This is a genomic window from Pseudoalteromonas sp. NBT06-2 (assembly GCF_002276045.1).
GTDB lineage: Bacteria > Pseudomonadota > Gammaproteobacteria > Enterobacterales > Alteromonadaceae > Pseudoalteromonas.
In genome coordinates, this window is the sequence record NZ_NQMR01000114.1 from 1 (window position 1) to 581 (window position 581).

1 protein-coding gene is annotated in these 581 nt (G+C 31.7%); it reads left to right on the forward strand.

Translation table 11 applies throughout. The features are described from left to right. On the forward strand, positions 1-374 hold a 374-nt coding region (locus tag CJF42_RS18760; protein ID WP_141235591.1), incomplete at its 5' end, for an Hpt domain-containing protein. Between the last annotated feature and the right edge of the window lie 207 nt (positions 375-581).

Below are 581 nucleotides of genomic sequence, written 5' to 3' on the forward strand. Positions count from 1 at the left end.
AACGTAAACATTCAAAACTGTCTGAACTAAGCTTACCAGGTATTGATATCAATGTAGGACTAAATATCACACAAAATAAGGAAGCTTTGTACTTGCGTTTATTAAAAAAATTTAAAGATGGGGAAAAAGATTTTGAGCACAAGTTTAACCAGGCCTACGCATCAAATGACCTAAAAACTATGGAGCGACTAGCACATACACTAAAGGGTGTAGCGGCTAATATGGGAGCTAAAAACGTGCAATATGAAGCACAAAAATTAGAAGTCCTATGCCAAAATTTTAATTTAACAGAGATTAACGAACAGTTTAGGTTAACTCTAATCGCGTTAACCTCTGTATTATCCGGATTAGAACAACTTGATAACTTAGAGTAATTTTTAATTATGTAAACACCTAGTTAAACAATCAATATTTTGTGTGTAAAAGCTGGTGTTTAACCTGATCTTAAAGGTAGTTGACGCTTATATTTTACAACTTGAAAAATATTTTTAACTAGGGTATTCACCTATTGATACTGAGTTACTAAATGACTTCAATTTCGTTTCAATTTCGTTTCAATTTCGTTTCAATTGAACTTTCAT